Annotated in this window: 16 protein-coding genes; 8 read left to right on the top strand and 8 right to left on the bottom strand. The window is 68.3% G+C overall.

All coding sequences use genetic code 11. The features are described from left to right. Nucleotides 1-95 precede the first annotated feature (95 nt). The 5 genes from AC6CH2_RS11310 to AC6CH2_RS11290 all read right to left on the bottom strand — a co-directional run bounded on the left by AC6CH2_RS11310 (nucleotide 96) and on the right by AC6CH2_RS11290 (nucleotide 4567). Nucleotides 96-764, bottom strand: a complete 669-nt coding sequence (locus tag AC6CH2_RS11310; RefSeq protein ID WP_498269299.1) for a LuxR C-terminal-related transcriptional regulator — start codon at nucleotides 762-764, stop codon at nucleotides 96-98. Between the two features lie 199 nt (nucleotides 765-963). Continuing rightward, nucleotides 964-1950 (bottom strand): malate dehydrogenase, encoded by a 987-nt coding sequence (locus AC6CH2_RS11305; RefSeq protein ID WP_498269298.1) that lies wholly within the window; start codon nucleotides 1948-1950, stop codon nucleotides 964-966. Nucleotides 1951-2038: 88 nt separating this feature from the next. Beyond that, complete coding sequence (locus tag AC6CH2_RS11300) at nucleotides 2039-2416, bottom strand: glutaredoxin family protein (RefSeq protein ID WP_441330716.1); 378 nt, start codon at nucleotides 2414-2416, stop codon at nucleotides 2039-2041. Nucleotides 2417-2460: 44 nt separating this feature from the next. Continuing rightward, nucleotides 2461-3666: a pyridoxal phosphate-dependent aminotransferase gene (locus AC6CH2_RS11295; protein ID WP_435394686.1), complete on the bottom strand. Its 1206-nt coding sequence runs from the start codon at nucleotides 3664-3666 to the stop codon at nucleotides 2461-2463. 394 nt (nucleotides 3667-4060) lie between these two features. Continuing rightward, nucleotides 4061-4567, bottom strand: coding sequence for a peptidylprolyl isomerase (locus AC6CH2_RS11290; RefSeq protein WP_031373212.1), 507 nt, complete (start codon nucleotides 4565-4567; stop codon nucleotides 4061-4063). A gap of 362 nt (nucleotides 4568-4929) precedes the next feature. On the opposite strand from AC6CH2_RS11290, the gene typA reads away from it, so the two are divergent. From typA to AC6CH2_RS11250, 8 genes are all read left to right on the top strand, one after another. Further along, entirely contained in the window at nucleotides 4930-6759 is a 1830-nt protein-coding gene (typA, locus tag AC6CH2_RS11285; protein WP_498269297.1) for a translational GTPase TypA, read from the top strand. A 369-nt stretch (nucleotides 6760-7128) separates the two neighbouring features. Then, nucleotides 7129-7602: a DUF2127 domain-containing protein gene (locus AC6CH2_RS11280; protein ID WP_498269533.1), complete on the top strand. Its 474-nt coding sequence runs from the start codon at nucleotides 7129-7131 to the stop codon at nucleotides 7600-7602. A 254-nt stretch (nucleotides 7603-7856) separates the two neighbouring features. Beyond that, nucleotides 7857-7940, top strand: a complete 84-nt coding sequence (gene pqqA, locus AC6CH2_RS11275; protein WP_036111709.1) for a pyrroloquinoline quinone precursor peptide PqqA — start codon at nucleotides 7857-7859, stop codon at nucleotides 7938-7940. Between the two features lie 65 nt (nucleotides 7941-8005). Beyond that, nucleotides 8006-8932, top strand: a complete 927-nt coding sequence (gene pqqB / locus AC6CH2_RS11270) for a pyrroloquinoline quinone biosynthesis protein PqqB (protein ID WP_498269532.1) — start codon at nucleotides 8006-8008, stop codon at nucleotides 8930-8932. A 28-nt stretch (nucleotides 8933-8960) separates the two neighbouring features. Then, complete coding sequence (pqqC, locus tag AC6CH2_RS11265; protein WP_498269531.1) at nucleotides 8961-9779, top strand: pyrroloquinoline-quinone synthase PqqC; 819 nt, start codon at nucleotides 8961-8963, stop codon at nucleotides 9777-9779. Then, the gene (pqqD, locus tag AC6CH2_RS11260) at nucleotides 9776-10072 is read left to right on the top strand and encodes a pyrroloquinoline quinone biosynthesis peptide chaperone PqqD (RefSeq protein ID WP_498269296.1); all 297 of its coding nucleotides are present in this window, start codon (nucleotides 9776-9778) and stop codon (nucleotides 10070-10072) included. The genes pqqC and pqqD overlap by 4 nt, the downstream gene beginning before the upstream one ends. Then, nucleotides 10069-11217 (top strand): pyrroloquinoline quinone biosynthesis protein PqqE, encoded by a 1149-nt coding sequence (gene pqqE, locus AC6CH2_RS11255; protein WP_498269295.1) that lies wholly within the window; start codon nucleotides 10069-10071, stop codon nucleotides 11215-11217. Before pqqD ends, pqqE begins: the two co-directional genes overlap by 4 nt. 182 nt (nucleotides 11218-11399) lie before the next feature. Next, on the top strand, nucleotides 11400-13034 hold the full coding sequence (locus AC6CH2_RS11250; protein WP_498269294.1) for an amidase: 1635 nt from the start codon (nucleotides 11400-11402) through the stop codon (nucleotides 13032-13034). A gap of 1035 nt (nucleotides 13035-14069) precedes the next feature. Here AC6CH2_RS11250 and AC6CH2_RS11245 read toward each other — a convergent pair. The 3 genes from AC6CH2_RS11245 to rplQ all read right to left on the bottom strand — a co-directional run bounded on the left by AC6CH2_RS11245 (nucleotide 14070) and on the right by rplQ (nucleotide 16734). Next, on the bottom strand, nucleotides 14070-15458 hold the full coding sequence (locus tag AC6CH2_RS11245) for a class II 3-deoxy-7-phosphoheptulonate synthase (protein ID WP_435395115.1): 1389 nt from the start codon (nucleotides 15456-15458) through the stop codon (nucleotides 14070-14072). A 78-nt stretch (nucleotides 15459-15536) separates the two neighbouring features. Beyond that, entirely contained in the window at nucleotides 15537-16037 is a 501-nt protein-coding gene (locus tag AC6CH2_RS11240) for a disulfide bond formation protein B (RefSeq protein WP_435395116.1), read from the bottom strand. 322 nt (nucleotides 16038-16359) lie between these two features. Continuing rightward, complete coding sequence (rplQ, locus tag AC6CH2_RS11235) at nucleotides 16360-16734, bottom strand: 50S ribosomal protein L17 (RefSeq protein WP_031373811.1); 375 nt, start codon at nucleotides 16732-16734, stop codon at nucleotides 16360-16362. Nucleotides 16735-16750 lie beyond the last annotated feature (16 nt).

Raw genomic sequence — 16750 nt, 5'->3', positions numbered from 1 at the left:
ACCCCTGCCCTTATCCGAAGAGGGAAACTGCGCGGCCGCTTTCGCGTTGTCGGTTGTCGCCGCGTCGTTGCGTCGGCCGCCTCGGTTCCGTGCCGCTACTGCACCGACGAGCCGTGCAAGTCCGCGCCTTCGTCTTCCAGAGACAGGCCTTTGACCAGCACCGCCGCCTGAGTGCGCGAATGGCAGCCGAGTTTGCGCAGGATCGCGGTGACGTGGATCTTCACCGTGTTCTCGGCCAGCGACAGTTCGTAGGCGATCTGTTTGTTGAGCAGGCCGTCGGCCAGGCGCATCAACACGCGCAGTTGCTGCGGCGTCAGCAGCGCGAGGCGGTCGGCGAGCTGCGCGTCGTGTTCGTCGCGTTCGGCCTTCTGCGCCGGAAACCAGACGTCGCCGGCCAGCACCGCCTTGACCGCCTCGCCGAGCACGGCGGTCGGCGCCGACTTGGGCACGAACGCGGCGGCGCCGAACTGCTGGGCGCGGCGGATCGTGCGCGGGTGCTCGTTGGAGGAGATGATCACCACCGGCAACTCGGGCCGCTCGCCGCGCGCGTACACCAGCGAGGAGAAACCCATCGCGCCGGGCATCATCAGGTCGAGCATGGCCAGGTCGAATTCCTCGCCGCTGCCGATGGCCGCCTCGAGCGCGCTCTGGTTCGACACCTCGACGACGCTCGCGCCGGGGGCGATCTCGCCGAGCGCATAACGCAGCGCCGCCCGGAACATCGGGTGGTCGTCGGCTATCAGCAGGCGCAGGGTTTCGCTCATCGGACGGGGTCCCCTCGAAGTTTGCAGCGGGACCGATGCTACACGCTCGGGGGCGCTTCCCGCGCGCTCGTCCGGCCCGGCGGGCGGGCTTGCCGCGCAAGCGCGAGAAGATCCCGAAACGATCGGCGCCTCGCCCGGAGGGCCAAACGGAACGGGGCGGCCAAGGCCGCCCCGTTCATGCATCGCGATCGCGCTGCGATCAGCCCAGCAGGTGGGCCACGCCGGCGCGCTCTTCTTCGAGTTCGGCCAGGGTCTTGTCCATGCGCTCGCGGCTGAAGGCATCGATTTCGAGGCCTTCGACACGGGTGTACTCGCCGTTCGCGGTGATCACCGGCACGCCGTACATCACGCCTTCCGGGATGCCGTAGCTGCCGTCGGACGGCACGCCCATGGTCACCCACTTGCCGTTGCTGCCGAGCACCCAGTCGCGGATGTGGTCGATCGCGGCGTTGGCCGCCGAGGCCGCCGAGGACAGGCCGCGCGCTTCGATGATCGCCGCACCGCGCTTGCCGACGGTCGGGATGAAGTTGTCGGCGTTCCAGGCGGCGTCGTCGATCTTGTCCTTCAGCGACACGCCGCCGGCCTTGGCGAAGCGGTAGTCCGGGTACATGGTCGGGCTGTGGTTGCCCCACACGATCAGGCTGTCGATGTCGCCCACGGCGACGCCGGCCTTGGCGGCGAGCTGGCTCAGCGCACGGTTGTGGTCCAGGCGCAGCATGGCGGTGAAGTTCTTGGCCGGCAGGTCCGGCGCCGACTTCATCGCGATGTAGGCGTTGGTGTTGGCCGGATTGCCGACCACCAGCACCTTGACGTCGCGCGAGGCGACCTTGTTCAGCGCCGCGCCCTGGGCGGTGAAGATCTTGGCGTTTTCCAGCAGCAGGTCCTTGCGCTCCATGCCCGGGCCGCGCGGACGCGCGCCGACCAGCAGGGCCACGTCGGCGTCCTTGAACGCGACTTCGGCATCGTCGGTGCCGACCACGCCGGCCAGCAGCGGGAACGCGCAGTCCTCGAGCTCCATGATCACGCCCTTCAGCGCGGCCTGGGCCTTTTCGAGCGGCAGTTCGAGCAACTGCAGGATGACGGGCTGGTCCTTGCCGAGCATTTCGCCGGAGGCGATGCGGAACAGCAGCGAGTAGCCGATCTGGCCGGCAGCACCGGTGACGGCAACGCGGACGGGGGTCTTCATCGGGGTGTTTCCTTCGCTAGTTGATCGATGGTGCGGACGCGGGGCCCGCCAAGGTGATCGTGAATGAGAGTGGCAAGCGCAGGGCGCGTCAGAGCCGGTAGCCCAGCGGTTTCAGCCGGTCCTTGATCTCGTCCATGTCGTAGCCGTAGACGATCTCCTGGCCGACGATCGTCACCGGCACGCCGCGCGCGCCGACCGCGCTCATGGCGCGCTGGCCGGCGGGCGTGTCGATGTCGATGATGCTGTAGCGCACGTCGGCGAGTTCGAAATCCTTGCGCAGCTTTTCGCAATAGCCGCACCAGTCGGCGGCGAGCATCACGATGCGCTTGTCGCCGGTCTGGTGACGCGGGTCGTCGGGTTTGAGTTCCGCCTGGCGGGTGGCGAACCAGGCGGTGTCGCCCTTGTAGGCCAGCGCATACGCGCCGCCGGCCAGGCCGAGGATCAGCAGGACGGTAAGAACGCGCATGCGGGGCTTTCCTTGGCTACGTCAGTGATGGGACCGCGCCGGGCTCAGACGAGCTCGGCGAAGAATTCCTGGAACCGCTGCAGGCCCGGCGCGAGCTGCGGCGTCGGGCAGGTGTAGCTGATGCGCAGCGCGCGCGGCTCGCCGAACGCCGAACCCGGCACGCAGGCCACGCCCTTGGTTTCCAGCAGCGCGCTGCAGAAATCCATGTCGTTGCCGATCTTCAGGCCGCTCGGCGCATGGGTCTTGCCGAAGGCGACGCTGATGTCCGGGAACACGTAGAACGCGCCCTGCGGACGCGGGCAGACCACGCCCGGAATCGCGTTCATCACCGCCATGACCTGATCGCGCTTGGCCTGGAACTCGGCGCATTTCTGGGTCGGCACGTCCTGCGGGCCCGACAGCGCGGCGACCGCGGCGGCGGTGACCACTTCGGGCACGTTGGTGATGTGGTTGGAGTTCATCGTGGTCACGGCCTGGGCGACCGATTCCGGCCCGGCCATGAAGCCCACGCGCCAGCCCGGCATGCCGTAGGTCTTGGACAGCGAGTCGATGAAGATCACCCGGTCGCGCAGTTCCGGGCGGGCATGCACGAAGTTGTGGTAGCCCAGGCCGTCGAACACCATGCGGTTGTAGATGTCGTCGGTGATGATCCAGGTGTCCGGATACTTCGCCACGACCTCGGCCAGCGCGTCGATTTCTTCCTTCCCGTAGACCATGCCGGTCGGGTTGGACGGGTTGTTGAACAAGAACACTTTCGGCTTCTTCGCCAGGGCGGCGTCGAGCTGCGCGGGGGTGAGCTTGTAGTCCTGCGAAGCCGGGCACGGCAACAGGTCGATCTTGGCGTTGACGATCTCGGCGATGTCGAGATAGCTGGTCCAGTACGGGGTCGGGAACGCGATCGTGTCGCCTTCGTCGAGCAGCGCTTCGGCGATGTTGTAGATCACGTGCTTGGCGCCGATGCCGGTGGCCACGTTGACGCGGCCGTAGCCGGTCAGGCCGATCTTGCCCATGTGCTCGATGAAGGCGTCCAGCAGTGCGTCGGCGCCGCGGTTGCTGCCGTACTGGCCGCTGTCTTTGGCCAGCGCGTCGCGCACGGCGGCGTAGACATGGTCGCCGGGCAGGAAGTTGGGAACGCCGATCGAAAAGCTGATGATGTCGCGGCCTTCGGCTTTGAGCCGCTTGGCCTTTTCGGCAACCTGCATGATCGCGCTGGGCTTGGCGCGACCGATGCGCCGGGCGAGCTGGGGCATCGTCTTGAACCTCGTGGGATGGTGTGCGACGGAGCTGGTGCGGGAGAGGAGCGTGCGCGGGACGGCAGTGGCGGCACGTCGGCGTGCCCGGCAGCGGAAGAACGATGCTCCGGAAACGCCTGCCGGAACCACTGGTTCGAGCCGCAAAATGGTAGCACAGCGTCGCCGCGCCGCCGGCTTCGCGCCGGCCCGTTTACCGGCCCGCAGCGGTGTCTTCGCCGCCGTTCGCGGTACCCGATCGGCCGCGCCGCTTTGCCCGGGCGGCCGTTTCGGCGTAGACCGGCGCGACATCGCCGTGGCTTGGGCAGCGCGGCCCCGAAAACGAAAAGACGGCCTTGCGGCCGTCTTTCCTGTCCCGCACGTGGTGGCGAGGCTGCAAGCAGCCCACCGGGCCTCAGGCGCGGGCGTTCTCGTCGAGCACCTTGTTCCAGTCGGCAACGCGCTCGGCCTTGGCGGCCAGGGCGCCGGCGACGTCGCCTTCGATCTTGACCGACTTGATCTTGTCGCCCTGCTTGACCGCATCGACCACGTCCAGGCCTTCGAGGACCTTGCCGAACACGGTGTGCTTGCCGTCGAGCCAGTCGCAGACGATGTGGGTGATGAAGAACTGGCTGCCGTTGGTGCCGGGGCCGGCGTTCGCCATCGACAGCACGCCGCGCTGGTGGCCCAGGCCGTTACGGGTTTCGTCCTCGAAACGGTAGCCCGGGCCGCCGGTGCCGGTGCCCTGCGGGCAGCCGCCCTGGATCATGAAGTTCGGGATCACGCGGTGGAAGTTCAGGCCGTCGTAGAAGCCGCGCTGGGCCAGATTGACGAAGTTGGCGACGGTCAGCGGCGCCTTGTCGGCGGCGAGTTCGACGCGGATCGGGCCGCGGTCGGTGTCGAAAGTGGCGATCAGGCTCATACAGCGGACTCCAGATGATGCGAGGGAATGGGGACTACGGGCATTCGGCAGCCGACATGGCGGCGCCCGGGACCATCCACAAGGGTAACCGATGGGCGAAATCGGCCGGTTCGCGGCGAGCCGGCCGCAACCACGCCGGCGGGCCGCGCAGGATGCCGGATTCGGCTCGGGGCGCCCCGCCGCCCCATGTCGGCCCCGCCCGGGCGCCCTGGACGCGCGGGCGGCCGGCCCAGGCCGCCGCCCCTGTTCATAAAACTGGCCCCGAGGCGAATAAATCCTCGCCCCGCCGGCATTTGCCATGTTTGCCCGCTATAATGATCGGCTTACTTCCTCAGCTATAGCGCCTTCCGGCGTCCAATCGCATGTCCATCGAACGCCTGCGCAATATCGCCATCGTCGCCCACGTCGACCACGGCAAGACCACCCTCGTCGACTGTCTGCTCAAGCAGTCGGGCACCCTGTCCGAACGCACGGTGCTGGCCGAGCGCGCGATGGACAGCAACGACCAGGAAAAGGAACGCGGCATCACGATCCTGGCCAAGAACACCGCCATCACCTGGCAGGGCAACCGCATCAACATCGTCGACACCCCGGGCCACGCCGACTTCGGCGGCGAGGTCGAGCGCGTGCTGTCGATGGTCGACTCGGTGCTGATCCTGGTCGACGCGATGGACGGCCCGATGCCGCAGACCCGCTTCGTCACCCAGAAGGCCTTCGCGATGGGCTTCAAGCCGATCGTGGTGGTCAACAAGATCGACCGTCCCGGCGCGCGTCCGGACTGGGTCATCGACCAGGTGTTCGACCTGTTCGACAAGCTCGGCGCCACCAACGAGCAGCTCGACTTCCCGATCGTCTACGCCTCGGCGCTGCACGGCTACGCCAGCCTCGACGACGCCGCGCGCTCGGGCGACATGACCCCGCTGTACGAAGCGATCATGAAGCACGTGCCGCCGCCGCAGGTCGATCCCGACGGCCCGTTCCAGATGCGCATCAGCCAGCTGGACTACAGCAACTTCGTCGGCCTGATCGGCATCGGCCGCATCCAGCGCGGCAAGGTCCGCCGCAACATGCCGGTCAGCGTAGTCGACCGCGAAGGCAAGAAGCGCCAGGGCAAGGTCCTGCAGGTGCTCGGCTTCATGGGCCTGGAGCGCCTGGAAACCGAGGAAGCCGAGGCCGGCGACATCGTCGCCATCTCCGGCGTCGCCGAGCTGTCGATCTCCGACACCGTGTGCGCGCTCGACACCCCGGAGGCGCTGCCCGCGCTGACCGTGGACGAGCCCACCATCAGCATGACCTTCCAGGTCAACAACTCGCCGTTCGCCGGCAACAAAGAGCTCAGCGGCGGCAAGTTCCTGACCAGCCGCCAGCTGCGCGAGCGCCTGGAGCGCGAGACGCTGCATAACGTCGCGCTGAAGGTCGAGGAAGGTTCCGACCCGGACAAGTTCCTGGTCTCCGGCCGCGGCGAGCTGCACCTGTCGGTGCTGATCGAGAACATGCGCCGCGAAGGTTTCGAGCTGGCCGTATCGCGTCCGGAAGTCATCATCAAGGAAATCGACGGCAAGCTGATGGAGCCGATCGAGCAGTTGGTGGTCGACATCGAAGAGCAGCACCAGGGCGGCGTCATGGAGAAGCTGGGCACCCGCAAGGCGCAGCTGAAGAACATGGAATCCGACGGCAAGGGACGCGTACGCCTGGACTACATGATCCCGGCGCGCGGCCTGATCGGTTTCCAGAACGAGTTCCGCACCCTCACTCAGGGTTCGGGCTTGCTGTTCCACGTATTCGACCATTACGGCCCGAAGGAAACCGGCCCGATCGCCAAGCGCATCAACGGCGTGATGATCGCCAATGCGGCAGGCACCACCCCGGCCTACTCGCTTGGGCCGCTGCAGGAACGCGGCCGCCTGTTCGCCGCCGAGGGCGATCAGGTGTACGAAGGCCAGCTGGTCGGCATCCACTCGAAGGACAACGACCTGACCGTCAACGCGATCAAGCCCAAGCCGCTGACCAACATGCGCGCATCGGGCAAGGACGATGCGATCCAGTTGAGCCCGGCGATCAAGTACACGCTGGAGCAGGCGCTGGACTTCATCGAGGACGACGAACTGGTCGAAGTCACCCCGAAGGAAATCCGCCTGCGCAAGAAGTTCCTCACCGAAAGCGATCGCAAGCGCGCCTCGCGCGCGGCCTGATCGTCACGGCCGTCGCCCGATCGAGGCGATATCGCCCGACACGCCTGTCCCGCTCGCGCGGTACAGGCCGGGGCCACGAAACGCGCGCCGCTGGCGCGCGTTTCGCGTTTTGCGGCACCGGCCCGATCGTCGAATGCCCCATCGGCGCGGGAACCCTGACGCGCAACCGGGATCGAACGGCGCATGTCCATGCACGATCCGGTCATGTCCGATCTTTACCGGTTCGGTTTTCGCCAGTTTGACTTCCGCCAGTTCGACTTCCGCCAGTTCGATCGCAGCCGGTTCGGCGATCACCGGCCCGCCTCGAATCGACCCGCCCCGCCCCGCCTCACCTGCGTTCCGCCCCCGCCCGAACGATGCCCCGCCCCGATGACCCCGACCGACTCCCACTACGACGGCGACCCCAAGGCCCATCCGGGCCTGCACCTGATCGCCGCGGTCGAGGGGGTCAAGGGCCTGCTCGCTCTGTCCGCCGCGAGCGGACTGGAGCTGCTCGGCCCGGCGCCGTTGCAGCGCTGGATCGAAGAACTCATCAGGCGCTTCCATCTCGACCCCGAACACGGCTCGCTGGCCTGGCTCGCACATGCGATCAACCCCGATGCGGTGCACTTGGCTGCCGGCGCCGTGCTCGGCTATGGCCTGCTGCATCTGCTCGAAGCCTGGGGCCTGTGGAAGGCGAAGGCCTGGGCCTCCTGGCTCGGTTGCCTGAGCGCGGCGGCGTATCTGCCGATCGACCTGTATGCCCTTTACCGACATCCCGGCTGGCTGCCCATCGCAGTTCTCATAATCAACGTGATCGTGGTTTGGGTTCTCGCCCGCGACCTGTTCAAACGTCGCCGCTGAGCCCGGCCGTCACGTTTCGGCGACAGCGCCGAGGCCGCCGGCACCGCAACGCGCGCATCGCGATCGGGCTGGAAATCACAGGCATCGCCCACCGGGCGGGTGTATCGTTTTGAGGTCGCGGCTCCGGCCGCGGCCGCAAGCCGCGGCTTCCGCAGCCCGGCCTGCGCGATGCACGGCGGTGCCCATGCGCGCAAGCCATCGCCCGCGGTTGCGCCGCCCCGGCAAGACCCCACTCCCCAACGCGAGGAACGTACATGAAGACCTGGTCCAAGCCTCAGATCCGCGAAATCTCGGTCGGCTGCGAAATCAATTCGTACTCCTCCGGCGACCTGTTCTGAATCATGCCCGCTTCCGCCGTCGCAACGCGCGCGAGTCGTAACGCCGGCCCGATGGCCCCGCGATGATGGAAATCCTCGTGCTCGGTGCGGCGGCCGGAGGCGGTTATCCGCAGTGGAATTGCAACACCCCCGGCAGCCGGCGCGCCTGGCGCCAGGAGCCCGGCCACAAGCGCCGCAGCCAGGCCAGCATCGCGGTCAGCGCCGACGGCGAACGCTGGCTGCTGATCAACGCCTCGCCCGATTTCCGCCAGCAGGTGCTGGCCATCGAGCGGCTGTGGCCGCAGCGCGGCCTGCGCCATTCGCCGATCGAGGCGGTGCTGCTGACCAGCGGCGAGATCGACCACATCGCCGGCCTGCTGTCGATGCGCGAACGCCAGCGCTTCGACCTGTGGGCCAGCGCGCGCGTGTTGCAGTTGCTGCGCGACAACCCGATCTTCGATGCGCTCGACCCGCAGTACGTGACGCGCAAGGCGCTGACCCTCGACGCGCCGCTCGAGGTGGCCGGACTCGACGCCCCGCTCGGCTTGCGCGTGACCCCGTTCAGCGTGCCCGGCAAAGTGCCCTTGTTCATGGAATCGCGCAGCGGCGGGGACCTGACCGGCTCGGCTGAGGAGACCGTCGGCCTGGAGATTTCCGACGGCGCGCAACGCTGCTTCTACATTCCCGGCTGCGCGGCGATGACCCCGGCCCTGCGCGAACGTCTGCGCGGCGCGGACCTGGTGTTCTTCGACGGCACCCTGTGGCGCGACGACGAACTGATCCGCGCCGGGGTCGGGCACAAGACCGGCGCGCGCATGGGCCATATGAACATCCTCGGCGACGACGACGGCGGCAACACCCTCGCCGCGTTCGCCGACCTTGAGGTGCGGCGCAAGCTGTTCATCCACCTCAACACCACCAACCCGGTGCTCGACGAGGCCTCGCCGGAACGCGCGCACATCGCCGCGCACGGCTGGGAAGTCGCCGAGGACGGCATGGAGATCACACTGTGATGGAGATCGGGCTGTGAACGCGCACGCCATCGAAACCGATCCGTCCGAGCCGCGCAGCGCCGGCGACGCGCTGCTGACGCCGGCGCAGTTGGAGGCGCGGCTGCGTGCGATCGGCGCCGAGCGGTATCACGACCGGCACCCCTTCCACGCCCTGCTGCACGGCGGCCGTCTGAACCGCGGCCAGGTCCAGGCCTGGGCGCTCAACCGTTTCGAGTACCAGCGCTGCATCCCGCTCAAGGACGCCGCTCTGCTCGCCCGCATCGAAGACCCCGACCTGCGCCGCATCTGGCGCCAGCGCATCGTCGACCACGACGGCGAACGCGCCGGCGACGGCGGCATCGCACGCTGGCTGCACCTGACCGAAGCGCTCGGCCTCGACCGCGCATTGGTCGAGTCCGGACGCGGCCTGTTGCCGGCGACGCGTTTCGCGGTCCAGGCCTATATCCACTTCGTGCGCGAACGCAGCCTGCTCGAAGCCATCGCCTCGTCGCTGACCGAGTTGTTCGCGCCGAACATCATCGGCCAGCGCGTCGCCGGCATGCTCGCCCACTACGATTTCGTCTCGAAGCCGGCGCTGGCCTACTTCGATTCGCGCCTGCACCAGGCGCCGCAGGACGCCCACTTCGCCCTCGACTACGTCAAACGCCATGCGCGCACCCGCGAGCAGCAGGACGCGGTCTGCGCGGCGCTGCGCTTCAAGTGCGAGGTGCTGTGGTCGATGCTCGACGCGCTTTACCTGGCCTATGTCGCCCACGCGCCCGAAGGCCGCGTCGACCTGATTCCGCCGGGCGCATTCCGCCCAGAGCCGGAGCCCGCCCCGCACTCCACATTGGAGCCCGGCGCATGAGCGCGACGATCGATGCCCGCGCGGTGCCGCGCTTCCCCGCCGGCGTGCGTCTGCAACACGACCGCGCGCGCGAACAATGGGTGCTGCTCGCGCCCGAACGCGTGGTCGAACTCGACGAGATCGCCCATGCCGTGCTCGCCCGCGTCGACGGCGCCGCCGACGTCGACACCATCGTCGCCGCGCTCGCGGTCGAGTACGACGCCGACGCCGGCCAGGTCCGCGACGACGTGCTCGAACTGTTCGCCAGTCTGCTCGACAAGCGCATGCTCGCGGTCGCCGCGCCGGCCTCATGAGCGCCGTCGCCGCCCCGCCGGTACCGTCGCCGCACGCCGAACGCGTGCCGGCGCCGCCGCTCGCGGTGCTGCTCGAACTCACTCACCGTTGCCCGTTGTCCTGTCCGTACTGCTCCAACCCGTTGCAACTGGTCGGCCTGCGCGAAGAACTGGCGACCGCCGACTGGTTGCGCGTGCTCGGCGAAGCCGCAGAGCTCGGCGTGCTGCAGGTGCATTTCTCCGGCGGCGAGCCGACCCTGCGCAAGGACTTGCCCGAGCTGCTGCGGCATGCGCGTTCGCTGGGCCTGTACTGCAATCTGATCACTTCCGGCGTCGGCGTCGACCGCGAGCGCTTGCTCGGCCTGCAACAGGCCGGCCTCGACCATCTGCAGCTGAGCATCCAGGACAGCGAGGAACGCGGCGCCGACCGTATCGCCGGTTATGCCGGCAGCCATCGGCGCAAGCTCGCCCTGGCGCGCTGGTGCGGCGAACTCGGCCTGCCGCTGACCCTCAACGCGGTGGTCCATCGCCATAACGCCGAGCGCGTCGCGGCGATGATCGAACTCGCGCTCGAGCTCGGTGCCGGCCGGCTCGAAGTCGCGCACACCCAGTACTACGGCTGGGGCCTGAAGAACCGCGCCGCACTGATGCCGACCCGGGCGCAGCTCGATGCGGTCACCGCGGTGGTCGAGGACGCGCGCCAACGCCTGCGCGGCACGCTGACCATCGACTACGTCACCCCCGATTACTACGCGCGCCGCCCCAAGGCCTGCATGGGCGGCTGGGCGCAGCGCTTCGTCAACATCACTCCGGAAGGCAAGGTCCTGCCCTGCCACGCCGCCGAGACCATCGCCGAACTGCAGTTCGATTCGGTGCGCGAACGCAACCTCGGCGAGATCTGGCGCGAGTCGGTCGCCTTCCAGCGTTATCGCGGCACCGACTGGATGCCGGAACCCTGCCGCGGCTGCGACCGCCGCGAAATCGACTGGGGCGGTTGCCGCTGCCAGGCGCTGGCCTTGAGCGGACGCGCCGACACCCTCGACCCGGTCTGCGATCGCTCGCCCGATCATGCCGCGGTACGCGAACTGGCCGAGCGCGAATCGCAGGCGCCGGCGCCGGAGTTCGTCTACCGCAAGACCCGCCCCGCGGGCCGCGGCACGCCCTGAGCCCCGCCTGCGCGCAGGTATCGGCGAGGCGCCGGCGTCCGCTGCGGTGTTGGGACAGTATTCGCGTCGGGCGGCCTCCATCCGGCCGAACGGCGGTCTGCGCGGCGCCAGCGGAGAAGAACCTGCCTCGCCCAGGCCCGTGCGCGCGCGCATACTCGCCCGAGTCCCCGCAGGAATTCGCCATGTCCGCCACGCTCGCGCTGCGCCTGAGCGCCGTCGCGCTCGTCCTGGCCGTCGCCGGCTGCGCGGGCAACGGCGCGCCGCGCCCGACCCGCCCGGTCGCGCCGAGCGCCATGCCGCGCGGTTTCCTGCCGGCCGACCCACTGCGAATCACCGAAGCCGACAGCGCGACCCTGGCCGCGCGCATGGCCTCAGGCGACGTCAGCAGCGTCCGGCTGACCCAGGCCTACCTCGACCGCATCGCCGCGCTCGACGACGACGGGCCGCGGCTCAACGCGGTGATCGAACTCAATCCGAACGCGCTGGCCGAGGCGCGCGCGCTCGACGAAGAGCGCAAGGCCGGCCGGCTGCGCGGCCCGCTGCACGGCATCGCGGTATTGGTCAAGGACAACATCGACGCCACCCCGATGGTCAATTCGGCCGGCTCGCTGGCCTTGGCCGCGCATCGCCCGGCGCAGGACGCGCCGCTGGTCGCCGGGCTGCGCCAGGCCGGCGCGGTGATCCTCGGCAAGACCAACCTCAGCGAGTGGGCCAACTTCCGCTCGTCGCGCTCGATCTCCGGCTGGAGCGGCCGCGGCGGGCTGACCCGCAACCCCTACGCGCTCGACCGCACCGCCTGCGGTTCCAGCAGCGGCACCGGCGCGGCGATCGCCGCCAGCCTGGCCACGATCGGCGTCGGCACCGAGACCGACGGCAGCATCCTGTGCCCGGCGGCGATGCACGGCCTGGTCGGCTTCAAGCCCAGCGTCGGCCTGGTCAGTCGCGCCGGAATCATCCCGATCTCGCACAGTCAGGACAGTGCCGGCCCGATGGCGCGCAGCGTCGCCGACGCGGCGCAGCTGCTGAGCGTGCTCGCCGCGGCCGAGGCCGGCGGCGATAGCGCCGCGCAGGCCGCCGCCGGCAAACGCATCGACGACTACGTCGCCGCGCTCGATGCCGAGTCCTTGCGCGGCGCCCGCCTCGGGTTCATCCGCGAATCCGGGGTCAAGACGCCTGCGGCGATCGACGCGGTGCTTGAGCGCAGCTTCACGGGCATGCGCGATGCCGGCGCCACCATCGTCGAGGTGCGGATCCCGACCGCCGGGCAGTGGGACGCGGCCGAGTTCGAAGTGCTGCTGTACGAGTTCAAGGACGGCGTCGAGCGCTACCTGCGCGAGCACGACGCACCGGTCAAGACCCTGACCGAGCTGATCGCCTTCAACCGCGCCAACGCCGCGACCGAGATGCCCTACTTCGAACAGGAACTGCTCGAACAAGCCAACCAGAAGGGCAGCCTCAAGGACCCCGCCTATCGCAAGGCCGCGGCCCGCGCGCGCCAGCTGGCCGGCGCGCAAGGCATCGACGCGGTGATGAAGCGGCACAAGCTCGACGCGCTGATAGCGGTCGCGACGACCCCGGCCTTCATGGTCGACGCCGTCAACGGGGACCCCTTCGGCGGCGCGAGCTGGGGCGCCGCCGCGGTGGCCGGATACCCGAGTCTGACCGTGCCGCTCGGCGAAGCCTCCGGCCTGCCGGTCGGCCTGGTCTTCATGGGGCGGCGCTGGAGCGACGCGAAGCTGCTGTCGCTGGGCTATGCGTTCGAGCAACTGACCCGTGCGCGCACCGCGCCGAAGTATCGGGCGACCGTGAATCCCTGAGGTTGAGGCGCGGTTGCGCTGGGTGGAGTTGGAGTTGGAGTTGGAGTTGGGGTTGGGGTTGGGGTTGGGGTTGGGGTTGGGGTTGGAGTCTGCGATGGTGTGGCGTCGCGCCGTGCGGTGTAGCGGTCGCGGCTCACGCCGCTCCTATCCTGCGACGGAGCGCCGTCTCGGCGAATGGTGTCGGCGTTGTCGGCGCTGCGCGTCGTGTGGTCGCGGCTCACGCCGCTCCTACAGTGGATGGATTCGCAGGGTCGCCCGTGTAGGAGCGACGTGAGTCGCGACCGCGGGACGCGCAGAAGTAACAAGGCCGTCGTCATCCGTCGAGGCGGCGCGCGTTCGCCAGGGGTAGGAGCGGCGCAAGCCGCGACCGGCATGCCTCGGTCTCGCTTCGCCGTTGGGTCTCTCTGTAGGAGCGACGTGAGTCGCGACCGCAGGACGCGCAGAAGTAACAAGGCCGTCGTCATCCGTCGAAGCGGCGCGCGTTCGCAAGGGGCAGGAGCGATGCAAGCCGCGACATCGCTGTGACGGTCTTACGGCGCATCGCTCACTCGAACGAAATCAGGATCAAGATCAAACCCAAAGCTTCCGCCACTAAAGCGGCGGGTTACTTTCTTTTGTCTAAAGCAACAAAAGAAAGGTAACCAAAGAAGTTGCTTTGTTTTGAATCACGGGCCCGCACGAGCGGTGCATCCGCGGTGATTTTTCATACGGGACCTCCCTGTCCCGATGAAAAACGGCCCGCATCCGTGCGGGCCGCCCTCCGGGTCTTCGATTGCCTTCGCCAGGGCGAAGCGACGCAAAGCAACGGCTAGGGCAACGGCTACGGCAACGGCAACGGCAACGGCAACGTCGGCAGCAACAGCAACGGACCAAGCCGGCGACTTCGACGCTGCTGTGGGTAGGAGCGGCGCAAGCCGCGACCGTCCGCTCCACGTCGCCGGCGTCTTCAACCACCGCCGCACTCAACAAAACAAAAACCCGCCTTGCGGCGGGTTTTCGTCTTGCGGGCACGTCGGCCGATGCCTGGGCGAAACCTCAGGCCGGCGCGGCGATCTGCGCCTGCTTGCGCACGATCAGCATCGCCACTTCCAGCGCCTGTTCGTAGTTCAGGCGCGGGTCGACGGTGGAGCGGTAGGCGCGGTCGAGATCGCTCTCGGTCAGTTCGCGTGCGCCGCCGAGGCACTCGGTCACGTCTTCGCCGGTCAGTTCCAGATGCACGCCACCCATGCGGGTTCCGGCGGCCGCGTGCAGTTCGAACGAAGTCTCGATCTCGGCGCGGATGTTGCGGAAGCGACGGGTCTTGTAGCCGTTGCTGGTGCTCTCGGTGTTGCCGTGCATCGGGTCGCAGACCCACAGCACGCGACGGCCGTCGCGACGCATCGCGTCGAGCAGCGGCGGCAGCTTCTCGGCGATGTGGCTCGCGCCCATGCGGTGGATGAAGGTCAGGCGGCCGGGCTCGTCCTCGGGGTTGAGCAGGTCGATGGTGCGCAGCAGTTGGTCCGGCGTCACCGTCGGGCCGACCTTGAGCGCGATCGGGTTGCGGATGCCACGGAAATACTCGGCATGGGCGCCGTCGACCGCGGCGGTGCGCATGCCGATCCACGGGTAATGGGTGCTGAGGTTGAAGAAGCCCCAGTGACGCGGCACCTGCCGGGTCAAGGACTCTTCGTACGGCAGCAGCAAGGCCTCGTGCGAGGTATAGAAGTCGACCCGGTTGAGGTTGTGCACTTCCGAACCCGACAAGGTTTCCATGAAGCGCACCGCATCGCCGATGGCGTTGACCATGCGCCGGTACTCGTCGGCCAGCGGCGAATGGCCGACCCAATTCAGGTTCCAGTACTCGGGATGGTGCAGGTCGGCGAAACCGCCGTCGATCAGGGCGCGGACGAAGTTCATCGTCATCGCCGAGCGCGCATGCGCCTTGATCATGCGGCGCGGGTCGGGCTTGCGCGCGGCCTCGTTGAAGGCCGGCGCGTTGACCATGTCGCCGCGGTAGCTCGGCAGGGTGATCCCGTCGATGGTCTCGGTGTCGGCCGAACGCGGCTTGGCGTACTGGCCGGCGAAACGGCCGACGCGCACCACCGGCTTGCGCATGCCGTGGACGAGCACCAGGCTCATCTGCAGCAGCACCTTGAGGCGGTTGGAGATCACGTCCGAGGAACACTGGTCGAAGCTCTCGGCGCAGTCGCCGCCCTGCAGCAGGAAGCGCTTGCCTTCCTGCGCCTCGGCGAGCTGCTGCTTGAGCGAGAGGATCTCCCACGAAGTCACCAGCGGCGGCAGATGACGCAGTTCCTGCAACGCGGATTCCAGCTCGGCCGCGTCCGGATAATTCGGCAACTGCAATGCGGTGCGCTCGCGCCAGGACGTGGGCGTCCAGTCGGCGGGAAGGTTGACGGCACGCAGGTTGCGATCGGAGGCGCTCATTTCCTTGGTTTCCAGTTGGGGGCTGCGGTGGGGATCGAGTGAGGCGGGATGGCTCTGTCCAGTCAGGACTCTATTGAATCAACGACGGCGGAACGCGGCATAGGCCGCCCAGACCGCCAGCACGACGAAGCAGATCAGGCTCCAGGCCGGCATGGCCAGGCCGAGGAAGCTCCAGTCGACCGCGGCGCATTCGCCGGAACCGGTCATGACCTTGCGGATCACCCCGGCGATCGGCATCGCATCGAGCATGTAATCCAGGCCCGGGCCGCAGGCCGGGACCTGATCCGGCGGCAGGTGCTGCAGGCGCACGTGATTGCCGGCGACGGCGATGCCGCCGAGCGAGGCCAGCAGGGCCAGCACGCCGTAGGTGCGGCGCCCGCCGGCGCTCTTCGGGCCATGCACGGCACCGGCCAGGAACACCAGGCCGAGCGCGAAGAAGGCCACGCGCTGGAAGATGCACAGCGGGCAGGGTTCGAGATGCTGGTACAGCTGCAGGTAGAACGCGTACGCAAGCAGGCCGGTGCAGGCCAGGAAGCCGAGCAGGTACTGGGTCCGGAAAGAGGCTTTGAAGGGGTTCATGTTCACACCATACGGGTCTGGGTCGGGTCGTGCCAATGTCGGATAGGCATGTCGCTACGCAACGTGGCGTTTCGTCGCAGCAACATCGACTGCGCCGGGCCGGGAAAGTTGCGTCGCGAGACCGGTCGCCCGCCCGAAACCCTCTTCCGCAGCCCGCCTGCCCTGATCATTACCGCCGTAACCGTTGCCGACGTAACCGTCGCCGAAAAGCAAAAACCCCGGCCGGGGCCGGGGCTTCGCTAGCTGGGCACGCGACCGTCGCCGGTCGCCTGCCTGTTGGCTTGCTTGTCGCATCGCAGCGCCGGTCGCCCGGCGCCGGCGATCACTCGGCCGCGGCTTGCGGACGATCGACCAGCTCGACGTAGGCCATCGGCGCATTGTCGCCAGCGCGGAAACCGCACTTGAGGATGCGCAGGTAACCGCCCGGACGCGAGGCGTAACGCGGGCCGAGTTCGACGAACAGGGTGCCGACGGCTTCCTTGTCGCGCAGGCGCGAGAAGGCCAGGCGGCGGTTGGCGACGCCGTCCTTCTTGGCGAGGGTGATGAGCGGCTCGGCGACGCGACGCAGCTCCTTCGCCTTCGGCAGGGTGGTGCGGATGAGACCGTGCTTGATCAGCGAAGCGGCCATGTTGGTGAACATGGCGTCGCGGTGAGCACTGGTGCGGCTGAACTTACGGCCGGATTTCTGGTGGCGCATGGTTGGGATTCCTGAT

It is taken from the genome of Lysobacter sp. GQ73 (genome assembly GCF_059758755.1).
Note: the sequence above shows the minus strand (reverse complement) of the source record. Positions and strands in the feature narration are given on the sequence as shown.